The organism is Halobacillus seohaensis (genome assembly GCF_042663045.1).
GTDB classification, from domain to species: domain Bacteria; phylum Bacillota; class Bacilli; order Bacillales; family Halobacillaceae; genus Halobacillus_A; species Halobacillus_A seohaensis.
Genome location: NZ_JBHSZV010000062.1, coordinates 195,055 through 216,557, shown reverse-complemented (window position 1 = coordinate 216,557; position 21,503 = coordinate 195,055). Strand labels below are relative to the sequence as shown.

The 21,503-nt window shown below is 39.5% G+C and carries 13 protein-coding genes; 9 read left to right on the top strand and 4 right to left on the bottom strand.

Annotated features, from left to right (window positions below; genetic code table 11):
• Positions 1-85: 85 nt before the first annotated feature.
• Positions 86-742, bottom strand: coding sequence for a haloacid dehalogenase type II (locus ACFQIC_RS20390; protein ID WP_204708256.1), 657 nt, complete (start codon positions 740-742; stop codon positions 86-88).
• Positions 743-1,020: 278 nt separating this feature from the next.
• Between ACFQIC_RS20390 and ACFQIC_RS20385 the strand changes: the two genes are divergently transcribed.
• On the top strand, positions 1,021-1,902 hold the full coding sequence (locus tag ACFQIC_RS20385; RefSeq protein WP_204708257.1) for a COX15/CtaA family protein: 882 nt from the start codon (positions 1,021-1,023) through the stop codon (positions 1,900-1,902).
• Positions 1,903-2,652: 750 nt separating this feature from the next.
• Here ACFQIC_RS20385 and ACFQIC_RS20380 read toward each other — a convergent pair.
• Positions 2,653-2,814 carry a hypothetical protein gene (locus ACFQIC_RS20380; protein WP_390217792.1) on the bottom strand — a complete coding sequence of 54 codons (162 nt, stop codon included), beginning with the start codon at positions 2,812-2,814 and terminating at the stop codon, positions 2,653-2,655.
• A gap of 483 nt (positions 2,815-3,297) precedes the next feature.
• The gene (locus tag ACFQIC_RS20375) at positions 3,298-6,498 is read right to left on the bottom strand and encodes a DEAD/DEAH box helicase (RefSeq protein WP_204708258.1); all 3,201 of its coding nucleotides are present in this window, start codon (positions 6,496-6,498) and stop codon (positions 3,298-3,300) included.
• Between the two features lie 308 nt (positions 6,499-6,806).
• On the opposite strand from ACFQIC_RS20375, the gene ACFQIC_RS20370 reads away from it, so the two are divergent.
• From ACFQIC_RS20370 to ACFQIC_RS20355, 4 genes are all read left to right on the top strand, one after another.
• Complete coding sequence (locus ACFQIC_RS20370; protein WP_204708259.1) at positions 6,807-8,387, top strand: peptide chain release factor 3; 1,581 nt, start codon at positions 6,807-6,809, stop codon at positions 8,385-8,387.
• A gap of 785 nt (positions 8,388-9,172) precedes the next feature.
• Complete coding sequence (locus ACFQIC_RS20365; protein ID WP_204708260.1) at positions 9,173-10,786, top strand: response regulator; 1,614 nt, start codon at positions 9,173-9,175, stop codon at positions 10,784-10,786.
• Positions 10,783-11,142, top strand: coding sequence for a response regulator transcription factor (locus tag ACFQIC_RS20360; RefSeq protein WP_204708261.1), 360 nt, complete (start codon positions 10,783-10,785; stop codon positions 11,140-11,142). Before ACFQIC_RS20365 ends, ACFQIC_RS20360 begins: the two co-directional genes overlap by 4 nt.
• Positions 11,139-14,348, top strand: a complete 3,210-nt coding sequence (locus tag ACFQIC_RS20355; RefSeq protein WP_204708262.1) for an ATP-binding protein — start codon at positions 11,139-11,141, stop codon at positions 14,346-14,348. The genes ACFQIC_RS20360 and ACFQIC_RS20355 overlap by 4 nt, the downstream gene beginning before the upstream one ends.
• Positions 14,349-14,432: 84 nt before the next feature.
• Here the strand turns inward: ACFQIC_RS20355 and ACFQIC_RS20350 are convergent, their stop codons facing one another.
• Positions 14,433-14,564 (bottom strand): hypothetical protein, encoded by a 132-nt coding sequence (locus tag ACFQIC_RS20350; RefSeq protein ID WP_390217789.1) that lies wholly within the window; start codon positions 14,562-14,564, stop codon positions 14,433-14,435.
• Between the two features lie 903 nt (positions 14,565-15,467).
• Here ACFQIC_RS20350 and uvrB point away from each other — a divergent pair.
• The 4 genes from uvrB to bshB2 all read left to right on the top strand — a co-directional run bounded on the left by uvrB (position 15,468) and on the right by bshB2 (position 21,418).
• Positions 15,468-17,447 (top strand): excinuclease ABC subunit UvrB, encoded by a 1,980-nt coding sequence (gene uvrB / locus ACFQIC_RS20345; RefSeq protein ID WP_204708263.1) that lies wholly within the window; start codon positions 15,468-15,470, stop codon positions 17,445-17,447.
• A gap of 7 nt (positions 17,448-17,454) precedes the next feature.
• A complete protein-coding gene (gene uvrA, locus ACFQIC_RS20340) occupies positions 17,455-20,331 on the top strand; it encodes an excinuclease ABC subunit UvrA (RefSeq protein ID WP_204708264.1) in 2,877 nt (958 codons plus the stop codon).
• Positions 20,332-20,397: 66 nt separating this feature from the next.
• Positions 20,398-20,769 (top strand): YojF family protein, encoded by a 372-nt coding sequence (locus ACFQIC_RS20335; RefSeq protein WP_204708265.1) that lies wholly within the window; start codon positions 20,398-20,400, stop codon positions 20,767-20,769.
• Positions 20,762-21,418 (top strand): bacillithiol biosynthesis deacetylase BshB2, encoded by a 657-nt coding sequence (gene bshB2, locus ACFQIC_RS20330; RefSeq protein WP_204708266.1) that lies wholly within the window; start codon positions 20,762-20,764, stop codon positions 21,416-21,418. Before ACFQIC_RS20335 ends, bshB2 begins: the two co-directional genes overlap by 8 nt.
• The last annotated feature ends 85 nt before the right edge of the window (positions 21,419-21,503 follow it).

Here is a 21,503-nt window from a genome sequence, read left to right as displayed (position 1 = left end):
TGCAAAACAGAGAAACTGATAGGTAGTTTTTTATCAGTGTCTGTTTTACAGGGTCCATTTTAATTAGACGTTCAGAGGCAGTTTTTTATGGTTTAGACGGAATTTCAGAAAGATCCGGAATTGTGTGAGTAGGTTTAACTCCTAACTCTGGCCATTTGAGATTTTGACGATTGACCCATGCGGTATGGAAACCATACTGAGTCGCACCGGCAATATCCCATGGGTTGCTTGAAAAGAAAAGAATATCATCTTGATCAATTTGCAATTTTTCTTGAGCATATTTGTAAGCTTTTGGATGAGGTTTATACACGTTCACGTCATCAGCAGTTAACAGGGAAAATGAAGAAGTTAACTGATTGTTTTCTAGCAATGGTTCTAACATCGAACGTGTTCCGTTTGAAAAGATGGTTAGCTCCTTATCAGGGTGCTGCTTCTTAAGAAAGTGTACTTCCTCATACGGCTTTAATTTTTCATATTGCTTCATTAAATAATCAATGGTCTCATCGTTGCCTTTTGCGTTATAATAGGCAAGTGCATCTTGAAGAGCCGAACGAGTAATGGTCTCAAAGGGGACATAATCATCAATGAGCTGACGAATTAAGAAATAGTGGACTTGACTGCTTCGCCATTTTTCACTGATTTGTGGACCCTTCTCTGGGAAAAATTCATGAATGGCTTCGATTACAGAGTGGACATTAAACAAGGTTCCATATGCGTCAAATACATAAGCTTTATAATTCATTGATTGATTCCTCCTCCAACGTTTAAATAATTCCCTAATGCATCTATTGATAAACAATCGGTACAATAACAGATGGGAAAATCATATACATAATCGTTTAAAATAAATACCATGGCATATCATTGGTTCTGTAGGATAATGCTGATCGTAAAGGGTATAGAATATGTTCACAAAAAATTCATGAGGGTTTCACCTTATGTATTCTCCATTTCGTGATATGATTTGTTAGACAGATTCTTTTAATAATGATTTTAGATATAGGATAGGAAGGTAAGACGATGAAGAAATTTTCAATAGTAACGACAGTGGTTACGTTCCTTGCTCTTATACTCGGGAATTTAGTAGTTGCTACTAATTCAGGGGATGCGTGCGGGGAGACGTGGCCAGTCTGTAATGGACAAATTTTTCCTGACCTAACAAATTATCACATCCTTATAGAATATTCTCACCGACTCATGGTACCTTTGCTTGCTGTTTTAACTTTTATTAATGCAGTTGGGGCTATAAGAAACCATCGGAAGAGACGTTCTGTTATGATTTTGGCGTTATTGAGTATAGGCATGCTTATCTTCCAATCAGCTATTGGGGGATTGAATGTATTGCTCGGAACACCTCCAGGGTTTACGACACTTGACGTAACCTTTAGCCAAGTCTTGTTGCTCATTCTTGTATTGTTGAGTTATAGCCTTCATGAAACAAAAATTAAGCTGGACCATGTGAGTTGGTCAACTGTAAGTATGAGCTATCGTGCTTTTTTACTTGGATTTACTGCCTATGTAGCTCAAGTCATTCTCGGCGCTTTCTTTAAGCATAGCCGAGCAAGTAACGTGTTGCTTGATATTCCGGCCGCTGAATATCTAATTACAAGTGAATCGATTGCCAATATGATCTATTCTCTTCACTGGGTGGCAACGGTTGTGATCTTTGTCGCTGCCTGGTGGTATGTCATTTATGCAACGAAGTTTAAGTATCATAAGTTGCTAGCCTGGGCTTATTTGGTAACGATTTTACTGAATGCCGTCGTTGGCTTTGTAATCGTTGTAACAGGAAATGTTGTATTGGCTTCATCTATTCATATGATTATTTCAACAGTAACGATGGTGATCGGTGGCATGATTTTAGGTGGCTACTGGTTTAAGCTGCAGAAAAGAGTGGTTTGATTAATACGAATAAAGTTCTTAGCTGTTATACCATTTACAGTAGTGACGGTTCCGTTAATGGTAAAGGGGTTGTGACCGCTTGAAAGAGTTGACACAGTTTTTGCTTATTAAAATACAACACTTTATGGTTGTATGATCGTCTTAACAATCATACAACCATTGTTACTCTTATCAATATCGGTGCTCACGAAAAGGGTATACATACTACTAGTTATGCACATTGACGAAGTTGTGCTTGTTGCGCTAACTTAGCAGGATTGTTGAAGACTTGAATTCGATATGTTTGTGTGAATTTTGGGGCTGCGGGAAACGGCTCGCTTTCCATGGGGCGGGCGCTGAGCCTCCTCGGACTTCGTCCTGTGGGGTCTAAGCTGTCCCGCACATCCCATAGGAGTCTCACCGTTTCCCTCCGCCCCTTTACCATATAAGTGTCTCGATACCTCTTCAAGAAAAGGCATCCATTCCTAAGTTTCCATGCAAATCTTGATAGCGGGCGGTCCTATTAAAATCCTTGATATAGAGAGGTTCATTGCAATAGAACACGGATAGTGGAAGATAGTCCTTCTGGGAAAGGGATTCGTTTCTCACACATCGAATGGGGTGGGCTTGGGAATCTCCCCGTTTCCTAGGCACCCATCCTTAATGAACGGCCCTACTGCCATGAGTCGTCTTCTGTGTTAGCTACACCATATGGTACAAGTGTGCAGTTGCAAACTCCATCTATGAATAGCCTACAATTTGAAGAACCAATTACTGAGGTTTCCGTCTGCCTCCAAACGCTTTCAACCATAACGGAAACAACATTTCTCGTGCTGAGTCTTCAAGTAAATGATGCTTTAGTTGAAGAAGAAAATATAAAGAAAAACGCTTGGATATTAAAATGTCCAAGCGTTTTTCTTTACCAATTGTCATGTTATTTGGTTCGATAATTCTGTTGCTATTTTTCCCTCTAAATATGTGTATGCCTACCCATCCCCCATGCTCCGATGAAAAGCAACGGAACCACGATTCTTTTATTGAATAATCCGAAGCTTTAAGCGATATGCAAGAAGGCACCTTCCAGCACAATTCTCACTCGTAAGGAATGCTTTTCACTTGAAGCACCACATCTGATGCTTCCGTTCTCCTCACGAAAGCAAGAAGGTCCGGGAAATTGCGAGACTCCAGTGGGATGAACATGATTGGTGAGATCCCGCAAGGCGTAGCCTGAGGAAGCTCACCTCATGCCCACGGAAAGCGAGTGATTTCCCGGACCTTCTAACGCCATCCTTTGTAACGGAAATCACCGTATAAATCAGGACAATGATTAACAAATGTTTTGTTATTAGAGGCTGCACAAACCAAGCAAAAAGGCTGCTCCCATGACCCTTTCAGTCAATGGAGCAGCCTTTTCAATTATTGAAACAGTTCGCGAATTTCATTTTCACTTAATGAGGTAAGCATCGATTCACCAGGTTGGATAATCTGGTCAACAAGATCACGCTTTTTCTGCTGAAGCTGGAAAATTCGCTCTTCGATTGTACCTTCAGAAATCATCCGAATAACTTGAACTACTTTTTCTTGACCAATCCGGTGAGCCCGGCCGGCCGCTTGCTCTTCAATTGCTGGATTCCACCATAAATCGTAAAGAATGACAGTGTCAGCACCGGTTAAGTTTAATCCCGTTCCACCAGCTTTTAATGAAATAAAGAAAGCGTCTCTTTCTCCTTCATTGAATCGTTCTACCATCTCTAGGCGTTGTTCACTTTTCGTGCCACCGTCAAGATAGAAGGCTTCCAATCCAGTAGCTGTTAATTCATCATGCATTAGTTTTAGCATGCTTGAGAATTGGGAGAAAATAAGCACACGGTGTCCGCCCGATTTGAGCTCAGAGACCAGTTCTTTTAACTGCTCAAGTTTGCCTGATTCACCTTCATAGTTTTCTAAAAATAGACTCGGGTGACAGCAGATTTGACGTAGTCGGGTTAAGCCGGCGAGTATTTCAAGTTTTCCTCGCTGGATTCCTTTTGTCGCAATCGTTTCTTGAACTTCTGATTGAATCTTTTCTAAATAAGCTAAATACACTTCTTTTTGAGGACGTTTGAGTTCAGAATATTGTACGGTTTCAATTTTATCGGGCAGTTCTTCTAAGACTTCTGTTTTCATACGTCGTAATATAAAGGGTCTAGTCATTCGAGCGATTTTTTCGGGTTTCATTTGTAGAAACTTCTTCTTACTCGTATAAAAGCCCGGCATAATCGTTCGGAATAATGACCAAAGTTCGTTTAATGAGTTTTCAATTGGCGTGCCGCTTAACGCAAAACGGTGCTTGGCTTTAACAGAGCGTACAGCCTGAGATGTTTTGGTTGATTCATTCTTAATTGCTTGCGCCTCGTCTAAGATCATGGCATGAAAAGTTCTCCCCTCATAGAAAGGAATATCCTGACGCAATAACGGATAAGAAGTAATTAAAATGTCAACATCTGAATTTTGAATTCGTTCCCCGCGTGTTAAAGGTTCTCCTGTGATTACCTGTACGGAAAGAGAGGGAGCGAATTTCTCGATTTCTTTTTTCCAATTGTAGACAAGAGAGGCGGGAGTAATAATAAGAGCAGGCGACTCCATTAAATTTTCTTGTTTTTCATATAACAAAAAGGCAATGCTTTGGACCGTTTTTCCGAGTCCCATATCGTCTGCCAATACGCCTCCAAGTCCATACGTCGATAAGGTTTTTAACCAGCGAAAACCGGTCAGCTGATAGGAACGTAATTCAGCATCTAAGGTAGCTGGAGGTTCTATATCAAAAGAGTGTGGTGACTTCAAACGTTGAACAAGTTGAGTGAATTGTTCGTTACGCTGCTCCTTTTCCAACGATAAAGCATCATCTACTTGCAAGCTGCGAGCTTTGGAAACTTGCAACGATGAATCATGAATATCACCAGCAGTTAAGTCGAGCTCATCTGCCAGTGTTTGAAATCGTTCAAAGGAATCCGATGTGAGCGAAAGCAAAGAGCCATCAGAGAGGCGATAGTATCGCTTACGTTCGATTGATGCTTTTAATGCATTCGTAATATCTTCGTCAGAGATTCCATCAATACCGAAGCGAACATCAAGCCAACTTCCATCACTTTCGATATCTACAGACGGAACGAGTTCATGGTCTTGGTTTTCTAATAGTGATCGAATGGAAGAAGACGTGTATACTTCGGCCAGTTTATTAAGCTCGGGAAGGTAGTCTGCTAAAAAGCGATCCAGAGCATCATCTTCCTCCAAATAAACGGCTTCTCCATCGAACTTAAATTCAGCTTGTTCAATGATATGGATAATCGCTTGTTCAGTCTCACGGTCGCGTTGAATAATAAGCTGATGATCGTCCTCGTTGTTAAACGGCTGAATGACGTGTTCTCCATAATGGAATTTTACATCGATCGTTAACGCCCATTGTTCAAAGTCCAGGTACACTTTGGGCTTTAATTTTTCTTGGACTATTTTAGATTGTGCTGTTTCATTTAAATTCACATTGGCGATCGATTCCAGTTCGGGTAGAACATAGGACACGATCCCTTCCATATCAACTTGACTGACTGTATGGTTGCCATTTGAATTATAAGGAAGCAAGGAATGAAGTGTTCGAATTACATCTTCTTTTTGGCGATCTAACGGATAAAAGCGCCCTTCATGATAAAGTAGGTGGTATTCTTTTAAGTATTCATAGTTTTTAAGCTGATTCATGTGCATGTGATACCTTCCGCGCTCTTCTTTTATATAAAAATCAAGCTCTGGAAAGTCTTCGATCAGCTCCATTTGACCTATAACCTCGCCTCGTTCAACCACTTCACAAAACTGGGGTGTTAATTCTCGCAATAGTTCTGGAGCAAGGGATGGCGGTATCGTCAGGATACGCTGTTCACCAGCATTCCAGTGACGGTCATAAAAAAGTTCTTGCTCATAAGCGCCATAAAGTTTTTCAATAATTTTTTGATCCTGTTCATCAAGCATATGATCGGCAGGATCGTAGGTGAATTTTTTCGATATACGATAGGGCTCTTCTTTTTGAAGATGTTGAAGCAGACTTCTTATATCTTTAATGACATAAGCATAATCCTCCCCAAACTTCACTTCAATGCCAAGGCTTTTACTGCCAAGAAGCGATTGGACGTGTAAATAATATTGAATATTTAACGTTTTCTTATGGGAATTGGTGTATCGATTTTCTTGCTGATCACGGAACGTTTCAAATAATCGCATAGCAAATACACGGTCCATTTGATTGTCATGGCTTTGCTCGGTTATCTCTTTTTTGGGATTGAGTTTAGGTGTTGTTTGAGCAATTGCCTGACCACGAATAGCGCATAATACGGCTGCTATGTGCTTACAACTATAATAGGTCTCATAAGCGGGACACTCACATCGTGCTTCAAGGTCCTCATCTTCAAAAAAGAAAACACGTACTTCATAGTCATGAGTGCCGGTTACGACTGCACGCCATGAACGGATGGCACTGTTCTGGGTAAGACCGTATACTTTTCCTTTTTTATAATACTCTAGACCGCGCTCATAGAACGTTTGGCCCGTTATTTTCATGATATCTTTAGGTTGTAACAGGTATGACTGCATAGCTTGCATCCTAACTAGTCTTTTTTTTCATTATAACAGGAGATGGGGGTATTTTTCTTCCTTTATACCCTGCTATTTTCTCCAAATTTCTAAAAGGGCATACAAACGCGCTTATTTAATGGTTAGACAATACATTACTAATATTGATTTTAGTGGCTCATTATGCTAACTTTCAAGATAGAGAGTTTTAAATTTGAGGAGCCACTCGGTGAGTGAGTGGCTTTTGTTATGGAGTGAACATGCCGATGTGATACGTATATCCTACCCTCGAATGAATCGATTTAAGAATAGGACTGGAGGATATAACGATGACGATAAAAGATGAAATGAAAAGGCGTCGGACGTTCGCAATTATTTCTCACCCGGATGCTGGGAAAACGACAATGACAGAGAAAATGTTGTTGTTCGGAAATATGATTCGCTCAGCAGGAACCGTAAAAGGGAAAAAGTCTGGGAAATTTGCGACATCTGACTGGATGGAAATTGAAAAGCAACGTGGCATATCCGTCACTTCAAGTGTTATGAATTTTCCTTACAAAGGCTATCAAATCAATATTTTGGATACACCTGGTCACGAAGACTTCAGTGAGGACACCTATCGGACGTTGACTGCGGTTGATAGTGTGGTCATGGTCATTGATGGAACGAAAGGGATTGAAGCTCAAACGCTGAAATTATTCAAAGTTTGTAAAATGCGAGGCATCCCAATTTTTACTTTTATTAATAAAATGGACCGTGAAGGCCGTGAGTCGTTAGACCTTATGGAAGAAATTGAGTCCACTTTGAATATTGAGACTTATCCAATGACATGGCCTGTTGGTATGGGCAAACGGTTTATGGGTGTATTTGATCGCGAAAATGAGCAATTTGTTCAATATACAGGCAATGAAGAAGAAACGTATATTCCCTTTTCCGAACTTGATCAGCATCCTGAGCTGACCAACCATCCGACTTATCAGGAGTCACTCGATGAATTGATGCTTGTTGATGAGGCAGGAGATGGTTTTGACCTTGATAAGGTAATGAAAGGTGATCAAACACCGGTGTTCTTCGGTAGTGCGTTAGCTCCTTTTGGTGTAGAAACATTTTTTAACACCTTTATCAATTATGCGCCAGAGCCTGCACCGCGACATTCAACAGAAGGTGTTGTTACTCCAGACAATGAAGAGTTTTCAGGATTCATTTTCAAAATTCAGGCCAATATGAATCCACAGCACCGAGATCGAGTGGCTTTCGTGCGTATCTGTTCAGGAAAATTTGAACGTGGCATGAACGTCAATCTTTCTAGGACAGGAAAGACATTTAAACTTGCCCAATCTCAGCAGTTTGTTGCTTCCTCCAGTAGTACGGTAGAGGAGGGCTATGCTGGAGATATCATAGGGATCTATGACCCAAACGTGTACCGAATTGGGGATACGCTCGTTACAGGTAAAAATAATTTTGAATATGATGAGTTGCCACAGTTCCCGCCAGAACTTTTCAAAAAAGTAACGGCGAAAAACGTAATGAAATCCAAGCAGTTTAAAAAAGGATTAGAACAGCTCGTGCAAGAAGGAGCAATCCAACTATTTAAGCATTACCACTTTGAGGATTACATTATTGGTGCAGTTGGCGAACTTCAATATGAAGTATTCGATTACCGGATGAAGAATGAATACAATGTAGATATAGAATTGACATCGATTGGGGAAAGAATCCCACGATGGATACCTGAAGAACAGGTGGATCAATCGATGTTTGATGATCGTAATATGTTAGTTCTTGACCGTGAACAGAAGCCATTAGTTCTCTTTAAAAATGACTTCTCCCTGCGCTGGTTCCAGGATAAATATAAGGATATTGAATTAATCGATCTGTTTGAAGTTAATAAATATGATCAATCTTATTAATTACATGAAGACTTAAAGTGTACTCATTACTTTAGTAAGGATTTTTCTTCACAATACGAAATTGCAGGTAAATTTCTATAATTATTAAAAAAATCTCAGTTCATTAAACTGAGATTTTTTTATTTATTATCAACCTTTCTTCAACTAAAGCCCCAGATTTGGTAATAAGGGATAATGGTTGATGGGGAGGAAATTAGCTCGCTTTCCGCGGACGAACCCTCGAGCCTCCTCCTCGCTACGCTAGGGGGTCTTGACGCGTACGTTTTTCCGCAGGAGGGAGGGAGTCTCGCCAATTTCCTCCCCATCAACGCCAAACAAGATGATGTCCACAATCTTAGCCGGTGTAGAGTATAGAATCTCCCACTGTAGTTCCGTGTTTTCAAGAATGCGAATGGTGGGGAAATGAATGAGGCCACTGAAAAAGACTTTAAAAAGAAATAAACAAGGGGACCAGCTACTATATCTAGATAGATCACTTAATTTTTCTATATTTTGATTGATATTGTTCTTATTCTCTTAAATTATCAGTTTTTCAGTGGCCTCAGTTATTTCCCCGACCACCTTTCCGTCCTACCGTTGACGGAAAAGCCACACTATCTCTGCAATTATTTTAGAGACTACCTTGTAAAATCAATGGTCCTTTTTCATTACATATTTAATGTTTGTGAACCCCTATACTCTTTAGACTACTTAATTTAAAACTAATTTTTATTTACACCCCAAAAAATGAGTCAAAACTATTATAATAAACATAGGAGTATTGTCATGTGTCAGGAGGATAACTTTTGAAAAAGTACCAGCAGCGATTTTTTAACAACATTATAAAAAAGATCAATGGCTGGAGAAATTTTTCAGCTATTAAAGAACAAGAGATCTTTACTCTTCTTCACTCAATCAAAGGAACGGCAGCCTCGATCGAGTTAACAGAGCTTTCAGATGTTGCAGATCTAATGTTAAAGGATCTGCACTCAGATTCTGAAAAGGTGTGGGATCAATCAGTTTGGTCAAAGTGGATTCAGCCATTAATATTATTCATTGAATTTGAGAATGAGGATGGGCTCGAGGAAACGACGGGACGAATCGAAAAAAGCCATACAACCTTATTAATCTTAGAAGATGATGTTGAGTTTTTGAATTTTTTCAGGGAAAACATGGAGGATAAAGGGTATCATATTTTAGTAGCTTCTCAAGAGAAACGAGCTCTACGTATTTTTTATGATGAACAGCCAGACGTTATACTTATCGATTATTATTTGAACAACTTAAATGGGTTAGAAGCGATGAAGCTTTTTAGTAAACAAGCAAGCAGCTTATTGACACCGATTATGATTATAAGTGGAGAGTCTACGAATCAATTAGCGAAAAAAGTTTATGCAACGGAAGCCAATGACTTTCTGACTAAGCCACTTAATTTTCAAGTGTTAGATGCTATGATCCAGAATCGTTTAAATCATGGGCGTGCACTTAAGAAACAAATTACTACAGATAAATTAACGAAAGTTTATAACCGAACCTATTTAGAAGAATTAATGGAAGTCAAACAGCGTGAATATACACGTGAGGCCATTTCCTTTTGTTTTACCATCATCGATTTGGATGATTTTAAATATGTGAATGATACATATGGTCATGTTGTAGGGGATCAAGTTCTTGTGAGTCTTACGGATTTATTAAAAAAATTAACGAGAGCGGAAGATGCAGTCATTCGGTATGGTGGAGAAGAATTTATTATTTTCTTTTCTGGCATCCGTAGTTATCAAGCAAAAAAACGTATGGATGATATTCTTGCTCATTTTCGCTTGATTGAACATTCCTCAGGAAACTCAACTTTTCAAATAAGCTTTACGGCTGGGATAGCACAGATGAGTGATCAAGTTAGTCATGTGCAAGATTTAATAAATCACGCAGACCTAGCCTTATACAAAGGGAAAAAGAAAGGCAAGGGAAATATCCAAATCTATCAACCAGACGACGAGGATATTTTTGAAACTAATTCTTCCAACCACCTTCAAATCTCTATCGTGGATGATGATCCTATTATAAGAGCCATGTTACAAGAAAATTTAATGTCCTCTACTTTTGGAGATTTAGAGGTTACAATTACTTCTTATGAAAGTGGTGAAAAGTTCTTAGCTAAACCTAAGACTAATGGTTACCATGTTGTCCTGCTTGATGGTGTGTTAGGAGATATGGACGGTTTAGAAGTATTACATAAGATTAGAAAAACAGATCAGAAGACTGCTGTTATTATGGTAACGGGTCGACAAAAAGACCAAGATGTTATTAATGCTTTAAATGCCGGGGCGGATGATTATGTGACTAAGCCATTCAGTTCAGCTGAAATGGTCGCGCGCATTCAACGAATCATCGAACGTCAACTAGGAGGAAAACATAGATGAAACAAATTTTGGTTGCAGATGATGAAGAAGTGTTGCGAATGCTGATCACGGATACGCTGGAGGATGAAGGGTATCAAATAACAGAGGCTGAAGATGGAGATCATGCGTATGAACTTATGATCAATAATGATTTCGACCTCGTTATTTTAGATTATATGATGCCTGGCAGAACAGGTGTAGATGTGGCGAAAGAGATGTCTGACAATTATAAAGAAAACACGCCACTGCTTATGCTTACAGCGAAGACGCAAGGCACCGATGTGGAACAATCGATAGAGGCAGGGATCCATTATTTTATGGGGAAACCGTTTAGCCCGATAGAGCTAGCAATGTTTGTAGAGGAAATATTGTCATGAGAAATTTTTTTCAACAGTCGATCCAACGAAAATTCTTTCTTTTAATGCTAACGGTGTTTGTAATTATTCTCGTAGCTACGGGAACTTTATTTAGTTTACTACAAATGAATCAAACCGAGTACACCGAAACAAGAGATGAATTGACAGAGAAAAGAGATAGGATACATACCCTTCAGGATAACTATAATCAAATGATTTTAAGAATGCGCGGATTCATTGCTACTGGAAGTAAAGCAGAATTCGAACGCGCCGAAACTTACGGGGAATTGTTATTGCAAAATATTGAAGAGGTTGAGCGTGACCGTTGGACGAGCCATGAATATGAACTGATCAAGGAACTAGAGTTATTCGTTTCTGACTTTTGGGAGGAGACAGCACCGACCACTATTGAACTTGTAGAAGCAGAGAACTATGCCAGTATTAGAGAGATTAGTGTATCAGGCGTAACAGAAAATGTTAATGATTTTATAGAAGATTTAGCACCTGTTTCTGATCAGGTTCAAAATTCATTAACAGAGGTAAATGAATCGTATGCAGCGCAACAAAAGCAGTTATCGTATATGCTCATAGGATTAGTATTTATTGTCTTAGTGATCCTTGCTATCGTTTTAAGGAAATTAAGTCAGGGCATAGGAACCCCTCTGAAAGAATTATCGATAGCGACACAAGCGATTGCTCAAGGAAAACGGTATGAGTTGGCTCATTCCTCCAGAAAAGATGAGATTGGGACCCTTGCGAATTCTTTTAAAAATATGGCCTTTCAAATCAATGATCGTGAAGATTATTTATCAGCTCAAAATGATGAACTTTCGGCTCAACAAAGTACACTTGAGTCGTATATAGCAGAGTTGAAAAACTTAAAACTAGCTCTAAACCAATCTTCTATCGTAGCTATTTTAAATAAAAAAGGTTTAATCATTTCATCAAATGATCAGCTTCAACAACGATCCGGTTATTCCCATAATGAATTAAAAGATCACCATTTTCTAAAGCTATTTAACATTACTGACTCATCGGTTGGTATTAACGAAGCCTTTCCTGGAATTGAACACGGACGTGTCTGGAAAGGGGAACTTTCTTATGCTGCCAAAAATAAAATGATTTATTACGCGGATACGACGGTTGTCCCTTATATCGATCAAAATGAAAACGTAGAACAGATCATTGTTGTCCAACAAGATATTACAGCAATTAAAGAAACTGAAGAGCAGTTGCGACAATCATTAAAAGAAACCGAAGAAACGAGAAGTACGGTGGAAAAGCTTAACATGATGAATCAAACACTATCTACTACGATGAATAAACAAGAGTTATTAGAAAAGTCATTACAGGGACTTTCCCTTTTGTACGCCTTTGATTATGGACTCTTTTTATTAGTAAATTCATGTGAGTATACGACACTAGGATTAAATGAAAATTGGATAGAAAATAAAACAGATAGCTCATTTGATCATGTAATCGAACGTTTGAAAAGTACTAAGGAACCGTATGTCATTCAGCGTGAAAGTGGACAAGAAGAAACGCTTTATTACACTAGTAAACTTATAAGCTATGACCTACATTCACCTATACTGGATTCCAATGGTGAGTTACTTGCAATCTTAGTGGTTACTCGAATTGGAAGGGATTTCGAGTCCTATGAAATGGAAGGACTCCATGCCCAATTAAACCGAATTTCTTTATATATTGAACGTTTGGATTCTTATGAACAAACAGAGGTTGGCCGTCAATTAAATCAGGATATTATTGATAATATCAATGAAGGAATACTCTTTGTTGACGAAGATGGTGGAATTATTCAATACAATAAAAACTGGCTTGATTTTCTCGGGATAAGCCTGGAAATGGATTACGCCAATCTTGATCTATCATTTGCTGATTGGATGGGGCAAACGAATGAACGAGTAGTTGATAGTGAAGGATTTTCTGAATACTGTTATCGGATGATTTTTAGAGAAACAAATGAAGAGTGTGAATATATTTTTGAAGTGGATTATCAAGAGCAATCGAGAATCGTTCAAGTGTATGCAGAAACAATCATTCGTGAAAACCAAAAAGCTGGGACTTTGTTTGTATTTAGAGACATAACCGCACAGCATGAAATAGATCAGATGAAAACAAACTTAGTTAGCACAGTGAGTCATGAACTCCGTACGCCTCTAGCCAGTGTATTAGGGTATACAGAGCTAATGATCCACAGAGAATTAAAGCCTGACCGACAAAAGAAGTATTTACAGACGATTCATAGTGAGGCCAAACGGTTAACCAATTTAATTAATGACTTCTTAGATCTACAAAGAATGGAATCGGGTAATGAAACGTTTCGGAAAGAAGTCGTCAATTTGGAAGAAGTCATCGAGATCGTTTTAGAAGGATTTGAGGTGAATTATCCTTCTCATAACGTAAGGTGGATCAACGAAGCGGTTATGAGCCAATCTTATATTGATCGAGAAAAAATCATTCAATTACTAAACAATATCCTTGGTAACGCATTTAAATTCTCTCCAAGTGGGGGAGAAGTAGCGGTCTCTTTAACCAATGATCAGGAGCAGCTGTATATCCACGTCTCCGATGAAGGTATAGGGATCCCTGAATACGAGATTTCAAAATTGTTTTCTAAATTCCATAGAATTGATAATACGAGTCAGCGAAAAATTGGCGGTACAGGATTAGGTTTAGCTATTAGTAAAGAAATCATAGAAGCTCACAACGGTAAAATCTCGGTATTATCCGAACAAGGAGTGGGCAGTGTCTTCACGATTACTCTGCCTCTTTATAAAAAAAGTCAGATCGACCAAAATTATGATGAAACGATTAAAACGATTATTTTATTGGAAGATGATAAAAACCTAGCCAAATTGTTAAAGGATGAAATTGAGGACTCAGGAATGCTTGTTCAACATTATAATGAAGGCGGGCATGTGATCGAACATTTATCTACAATAAAACCTGATGCTTTTGTCATTGATATCGCATTAGCTGATCAAATTAGTGGGTGGGAAGTCATTGAACATATTAAAACGGTAGATCATTTAAAGAACGTACCGGTTATTATTTCAAGTGCCTTAGATAAATCTATTCAGCCGGTGGAAGTTGAAGGATATTTAGTAAAACCATATCCCCCTAGTAAATTATCCACGATTTTAATGCATACCTTACTGCATCATCGCCATAATGGAGATATCGTTACTATTTCAAAAGAATAGGTTATGTTATGGTTTCCGTTACAAAGGATGGCGTTAGAAGGTCCGGGAAATCACTCGCTTTCCATGGGCATGTGGCGAGCTTCCTCAGGCTACGCCTTGCGGGATCTCACCAATCATGTTCATCCCACTGGAGTCTCGCAATTTCCCGGTCCTTCTTGCCATTGTGAGGCAAACGGAAACCTCAGTAACTGGTTCTTCAAATTGTAGGCTATTCATAGAAGAGAGTTTCCAACTGCACACTTGTTCCATATGGTGTAGCGAACACAGAAGACGACTTATGGCAGTAGGACCGTTCATTAAAAGCAAAGGATGGGTGGCTAGGAAACGGGGAGATTTCCAAGCCCCCATTCGATGTGTGAGAAATGAATCCCTTTACCAGAAGGACTATCTTCCACTATCCGTGTTCTATTGCAATAAATCTCTCTATATCAAGGATTTTAATAGGATCGCCCGCTATCAAGATTTGCATGCAAACTTAGGAATGGCTGCCTTTTCTTGAAGTGGTATCGAGACACTTATATGGTAAAGGGGCGGAGGGAAACGGTGAGAATCCTATGGGATGTGCGGGACAGCTGAGACCCCACAGGACGAAGTCCGAGGAGGCTCAGCGCCCGCCCCATGGAAAGCGAGCCGTTTCCCGCAGCCCCTAAATTCACACAAAACTGGAAAAAGTGTTGTATTTTAATAAGCAAAAACTGTGTCAACTCTTTCAAGCGGTCACAGGGGAGTGGGAAACGACTGAGGCCACTGAAAAATCCTTTACAAAGCAAGGGGGGTCACCTATTTATATATTGGTGATCCCCTTGCTTTATTTTTCTATATATTGCTTGATTTGTTTCTGAGTTATTTCCCCAACCACATTCTCCTCATACCGCATCTCGGAATTGAACCTTCAACAATCCTGCTTGTTTGTTGATTAAACTTCGCCCCTAAATTCGGGCAACTATCAACAATAACGCTTAAGATAGCCAAAGAATAAGGAAGCAAGGCTGTTCAAGAAATGTTGGGTCATCTGTAATAGCCTTTTTAATTAGACCGAATGTTTGTTCGTTCTATGTTAGAATGGTAAAATATTGTGGTAAACTATTATGAACTAATGTTTGAACGGAGGATTGTGCTATGAACAATCAATTTGAATTAGTTTCAGAATATACACCTCAGGGTGATCAGCCTAAAGCTATAGAAGAGCTTGTAAAAGGTATAAATAATGGTCAAAGACACCAAACACTGCTTGGTGCCACGGGTACAGGTAAAACATTTACGATGTCCAACGTGATCCAACAAGTGAACAAACCGACTTTAATCATTGCACACAACAAGACATTAGCGGGACAATTGTACAGTGAATTCAAAGAGTTCTTTCCTAATAATGCTGTTGAATATTTTGTAAGCTTTTATGATTATTATCAGCCAGAAGCTTATGTTCCACAAACAGATACATTCATTGAAAAAGATTCAAATATAAACGATGAAATTGATAAACTTCGTCACTCGGCAACCACATCATTATTCGAGAGAAATGATGTGATTATTGTTGCTAGTGTTTCTTGTATTTATGGCTTAGGTTCTCCAGAAGAATATAGCAGTCAAGTGTTGTCGCTTAGACCCGGTATGGAAAAAGACCGTGACGAACTGCTGCGTTCCTTAGTGGATATACAATATGCGCGAAACGACATCGACTTTCAGCGCGGGACTTTCCGTGTTCGCGGCGATTCAGTAGAAATCATCACAGCATCAAGGGAAGAGCAAGCCTTGCGTGTGGAGTTTTTTGGAGACGAAATTGAAAGGATTCGCGAGATTGATGTATTAACAGGAGAAATTGTGGGAGAACGAGAGCATGTTGCCATTTTCCCAGCTTCCCACTTCGTAACTCGTGAGGAAAAATTACAAAAAGCAATTGCAAATATTGAAATAGAAATGAAGGCACGAGTCAAAGAACTTAAAGATCAGAACAAACTTTTAGAAGCCCAACGACTTGAACAGCGGACGAATTATGATCTGGAAATGATGAATGAGATGGGTTTCTGTTCAGGGATTGAAAACTACTCACGACATTTAACTTTTCGTGAAAAAGGCGCTACTCCTTACACACTAATGGACTACTTCCCGGAGGATTCCTTAATCATTGCTGATGAATCCCATGTTACACTTCCGCAAATTCGTGGAATGTTTAATGGAGACCAGGCAAGGAAGCAAGTGTTAGTTGATCATGGATTCAGGTTACCATCTGCGTTGGATAACAGACCATTGCGTTTTGAAGAATTCGAAAAGAAAATTAACTTTATCACTTACGTATCCGCTACTCCAGGGCCTTATGAGTTGGAGCATACTCCAGAAATGACCGAGCAAATTATTCGTCCAACAGGTCTCCTTGATCCTGAAATTGAAATTCGTCCGATTCATGGTCAAATAGATGACTTAATTGGTGAAATTAATAAACGAAAAGAACAGAATGAACGAGTGCTTGTCACGACACTTACGAAAAAAATGTCTGAGGATCTTACCGATTATTTAAAAGAAATCGGTATGAAGGTAGCTTATCTTCACTCTGAAATCAAAACGTTTGAGCGAATCGAAATCATTCGCGATTTACGTTTAGGAAAATATGACGTTCTCGTAGGTATTAACTTGCTGCGGGAAGGCATTGATATTCCCGAGGTTTCCTTAGTAACGATATTAGATGCTGATAAAGAAGGGTTCTTAAGATCCAATCGATCACTGATTCAAACAATAGGACGTGCAGCCCGTAATGAAAACGGACGAGTGATTATGTATGCAGATAAGACAACAGCCTCTATGCAATATGCAATTGATGAAACCTATCGACGTCGTGAAAAGCAGATCGCTTATAACGAAGAGCACGGAATTACACCTACAACGATTAAGAAAGGAGTTCGCGATCTCATCAAAGCAACTACCGTAGCAGAAGGAGACGAAACGTATACAACAGAGAAGAAACCTTCGGAAATGACGAAAAAAGAGCGTCTTGAATTAGTAGATGATTTAGAAACAGAAATGAAACAAGCAGCCAAAGACTTAGACTTCGAGAGAGCAGCAGAACTGCGTGATGTTGTAATGGAATTAAAAGCGGAAGGATGATGACCTCATGGCCAGTAAGAATATTAGTGTTAAAGGAGCAAGAGCCCATAATTTAAAGAATATCGATATTGATATTCCTAAGAATAAACTCGTCGTGATGACCGGTCTTTCTGGCTCAGGGAAATCCTCTCTAGCCTTTGATACCATTTATGCAGAAGGACAGCGTCGTTATGTTGAATCGTTAAGTGCCTATGCTCGTCAGTTTCTTGGTCAAATGGATAAGCCGGATGTTGATTCTATTGAAGGTCTTTCTCCGGCCATTTCGATCGATCAAAAGACAACGAGTAAAAATCCACGTTCTACAGTAGGAACAGTCACAGAAATTTATGACTATTTACGCCTGCTCTATGCACGGGTAGGACGTCCCACTTGTCCAAATCACGGAATTGAAATAAGTTCACAGACGGTTCAGCAAATGACGGATCAGGTAATGGAACAACCGGAACGTACGAAATTACAAATCCTATCACCTGTTGTTTCTGGTCGTAAAGGTGAGCATGCGAAGGTGTTTGAACAACTTCAAAAAGAAGGATATATTCGCCTGCGAGTCGATGGGGAAATGCGTGAAATTTCCGAGGAAATAAACTTAGAAAAAAATAAAAAACACTCGATTGAAGTCGTTGTTGATCGAATTGTCGTAAAAGATGGAGTGGAAGGTCGATTATCCGATTCTTTAGAGACAGCGTTAAACCTTGGCTCCGGTCATGTAATTGTGGACATTATTGACGGGGATGAGCTATTGTTCAGCGAACACCATGCCTGCCCTATTTGTGGGTTTTCAGTAAGTGAATTAGAGCCTCGAAAGTTTTCATTTAACAGTCCATTCGGAGCTTGTAATCAATGTGGTGGTCTAGGTACTCAACTTGAAGTTGATCTGGATCTTGTTATACCAGACTGGGGGAAATCTTTAAAAAATCATGCCATTGCAGCTTGGGAACCGACAAGTTCTCAGTATTATCCCCAGCTAATGAAGAGTGTAGCGAAACATTATAATATTGATATGAACAAGCCGATAAAAGATTTACCAAAAGAGCAATTGGATCATATTTTATATGGAAGTGGTAATGAAAAAGTTCATTTTCGATATGAAAATGACTTTGGAAAAGTACGTGAAAATGATATTTTCTTTGAAGGAGTCATTCCTAACATCTCGAGAAGATATCGAGAAACAGGATCGGATTATATACGTGAACAGATGGAAAAATACATGGCTCAAACATCCTGCCCTAAATGTAATGGAAACCGTCTGAACGACGAAGCGTTAGCCGTAAAGATTGGCGGTCAGCATATTGGAATTACGACAGACTATTCGGTAACAGATGCGAAGGAATTTTTTGAAGGATTAGAACTGACTGAAAAAGAAGAAACCATCGCTAAGATGATATTAAAAGAAATCTGTGAGCGGTTAAGTTTCTTGGCAAATGTCGGACTTGATTATTTAACTCTTTCAAGATCTGCAGGCACATTATCGGGTGGGGAAGCTCAGCGTATTCGATTAGCCACACAAATTGGTTCAGCACTGACAGGTGTACTATATGTATTGGACGAACCTTCAATTGGTCTTCACCAACGGGATAACAATCGACTTATTAACACACTAAAACGAATGAGAGACTTGGATAATACACTGATCGTAGTTGAGCATGATGAAGACACGATGCTTGCCGCAGATTATTTGATAGATATAGGCCCTGGTGCAGGCGCACACGGTGGAGAAATTGTTACCCAAGGAACACCGAAGCAAGTCATGAAAAGCAGTAAATCATTAACGGGACAATATTTATCAGGGAAAAAGTTTATCCCATTACCTGCGGAGCGCCGCAAACCAGATGGACGTTACTTGACAATCAAACATGCGGAAGAGAACAACTTAAAGAAAGTTGATGCAAGCATTCCATTAGGCATCTTGACGGCTGTTACAGGTGTATCAGGTTCTGGAAAAAGTACTCTAATTAACGATATTCTTTTTAAAACACTATCTATGAAGCTTCATAATGGTAAACAGAAACCAGGGAAGCATAAAGAGATTAAAGGGATTGACCAGCTTGAGAAAGTGATTGATATCGATCAGTCCCCAATAGGGAGGACGCCACGTTCAAATCCTGCTACCTATACAGGAGTATTTGATGATATTCGCGATGTTTTTGCACAAACAAATGAAGCGAAAATCCGCGGATATAAAAAAGGCCGTTTTAGTTTTAACGTAAAAGGCGGGCGTTGTGAAGCTTGTCGAGGAGACGGCATCATTAAGATAGAGATGCACTTTTTACCTGATGTGTATGTGCCTTGTGAAGTTTGTGATGGTAAGAGATATAATCGTGAAACACTTGAAGTGAAATATAAAGGTAAGAGCATTTCAGAGGTTCTTGGGATGACAATAGAAGAAGCGTTGGAATTCTTTTCAAACATTCCGAAGATCAAACGTAAGATGCAAACTGTGGCTGACGTTGGACTGGAATACGTCAAACTAGGTCAGCCTGCGACGACACTTTCAGGTGGGGAAGCTCAGCGTGTGAAACTGGCAAGTGAGCTGCACCGTCGTTCAAATGGTAAATCCTTTTACATTTTAGATGAGCCAACTACTGGGCTGCATGTTGATGATATTTCCCGCTTATTAAAAGTATTGCAAAGGCTCGTTGATAACGGAGATTCCGTTCTCATTATTGAACATAGTCTCGATGTAATCAAAGAAGCCGATTATATTATTGACTTAGGTCCTGAAGGCGGAGAAAAAGGCGGATATATAATTGCGACAGGTACACCGGAACAAGTAGCTGAGGAGAAAGATTCATATACAGGTAACTATTTAAAACCGATCTTAGAACGTGATCAGAAACGTATGTCTGATAAAATAAGGTCCAAAGAAAAGGTCTCTAGTAAGTAGATGCTTTGACGCTGTGCTAAGAATTGAGTATCGTTAAACAAGAGACGTTTAACGGGAGGAATAGAAATGAAAGCAATCGAATCATCTGTTGTTCAAGAAAAAATAGATCAACTTGCCAATAAAGATGTATATATTCATTTAGAAACAACTAACGGAGCTTACGCGAGTCACTTTGATGAGAAGGCCTATAATGTTGGTGCTTTTATTCGTAACGCCCATGTTAACTACCAGCATGGAAAAATTGTAAGTACGGGAGGCTCTTATCGTGTAGGCTTAAAGTTAGATCTTGGCTGGATATATGCGGAAGGAGTCAGTGATTTTGAAATTGATGAACAAGGTCGTCTACTGATGGCGGGTCATGATCGTGAAGGACGGCTCATGGTAGCTCTTGAGATTAGTGAAAATCCGTTTAGTCATGAGGCTGAAGAAGATGAGTAAGAAACATGTACTCGTCATATTCCCGCATCCAGATGATGAATCCTTTGGAGCGTCTGGAACAATATCTAAATTCCGTGGCGAAGGGGTTCCCGTCACCTACTTGTGTGGAACTTTAGGTGAAATGGGCAGAAATATGGGTAACCCAGTATTTGCTAATAGGGAAACGCTTCATACTTTCCGTAAAGAAGAACTGACTGAAGCTGCCAAACAGCTGGACATTGACGTTGAACATCTAGGTTACCGCGATAAAACGCTCGAATTTGAACCGATCGAAGAAGTAGCGGATCATTTAAAGGAACGTATACTATCACACGGTGCCACCACGATTATCACTCATTATCCAGGCTACGCGGTTCACCCAGACCATGATGCGTTAGCGGCGGCTGTCGTCAAGGCAGTACAATCAATTAAGCCTGGGGACCGTCCAGAAGTGTGGATGCATGCGATAAGCAACGACCATGAGAAAGATTTAGGAGAGCCAGATTTCATTTTTGATATTGAACCTTATTGGGAACAAAAGGAAGCGGCTATTCGTGCTCATCTATCCCAGGTCGATGGAATGATGAATTTAATAGAAAATCATGAACAACAATCCGAACAGGTGCAGCGATTAAAAAGAGAACGGTTTTATCGTTGGACATTTTCTTAATAGCTAAACGTAACGAGACACCCTTGATGAGACATATTGTTTTTTTGGGGGTGTCTTTTTTAGTTTTCTTGCTAGGGTTTAAGGG